Annotated in this window: 1 protein-coding gene; it reads left to right on the top strand. The window is 77.2% G+C overall.

Features of this window, described 5'->3' with window-relative positions:
* Positions 1–1,130 (top strand): MDR/SDR family oxidoreductase (locus tag ACFOY6_RS24125; RefSeq protein ID WP_379652457.1); only part of this gene is annotated, 1,130 nt, incomplete at both ends.

Below are 1,130 nucleotides of genomic sequence, written 5' to 3'. Positions count from 1 at the left end.
GGCCATCCGCCAGCCCGGCCAGCTCGGCACGCTGGAATGGGAGCCGCTCGACCTGCCGCCGCCCGGCCCGGGCGAGGTGGTGGTGCGCGTCGAGGCCGCCGGGCTGAACTTCCGCGACCTGATGTGGGCGCAGGGGCTGCTGCCGGAGGAGGCGCTGCTGCTCGGCTTCGCCGGCCCGACGCTGGGCATGGAGATGGCCGGCGTGGTGGAGCAGGCCGGGCCGGACGTCGCCTTCCGCCCGGGCGAGGCGGTGTTCGGCTTCGCCCCCGCGGCGCTGGCCAGCCGCGTGCGCACCCGCGCCGAGGCGGTGACGCGCGTGCCGCCGGGGCTGGATTTCGCCGCCGCCGCCACCGTGCCGGTGGCCTTCCTCACCGCCATCTACGCGCTGGAGAACTGCGCCCGCCTGGAGGCCGGCGAGACGGTGCTGATCCATGGCGGCGCCGGCGCGGTGGGGCTGGCCGCGCTGCAGGTGGCGCAGGCGGCGGGGGCGCGCATCGCCGCCACCGCCGGCACGCCGGCCAAGCGCGCCCTGCTGCGCGCCGCCGGCGCCGAGCTGGTGCTGGACAGCCGCGACCCCGGCTTCGCCGACCAGCTCCGCGCCGCCTGGCCGGAGGGGGTGGACGTGGTGCTGAACTCGCTCGCCGGCGAGGCGATGGAGCGCAGCCTCGGGCTGGTGAAGCCCTTCGGCCGCTTCGTCGAGCTGGGCAAGCGGGACTTCTTCGAGAACCGCCGCGTCGGGCTGCGCCCCTACCGCCACAACCTCACCTATTTCGGCGTGGATGTGGACCAGCTGCCGAAGGCGCGGCCCATACTGGCGCGCCGCCTGCTCACCGACATCGCCCAGCGCTTCGCCGACGGGCTGCTGCACCCGCTGCCGCACGCGGCGCGCCAGGCCACCGAGGTGGAGGCCGCCTTCCGCGCGCTGCAGGCCAGCAGCCACATCGGCAAGCTGGTGCTGGTGCCGCCCGCCATGCCGCGCACCCCGCCCCGCCCCGCCTGGGTGCCGCCCGAGGGCACCATCCTGGTGGTGGGCGGCGTGCAGGGCTTCGGCTTCGAATGCGCCAAGTGGCTGGCGGCGCGCGGCGCGCGGCACCTCGCCCTGCTCTCGCGCCGCGGCGGCACCACGCCGG

The organism is Teichococcus aestuarii (assembly GCF_042651065.1).
Lineage (GTDB): Bacteria > Pseudomonadota > Alphaproteobacteria > Acetobacterales > Acetobacteraceae > Pseudoroseomonas > Pseudoroseomonas aestuarii.
Note: the sequence above shows the minus strand (reverse complement) of the source record. Positions and strands in the feature narration are given on the sequence as shown.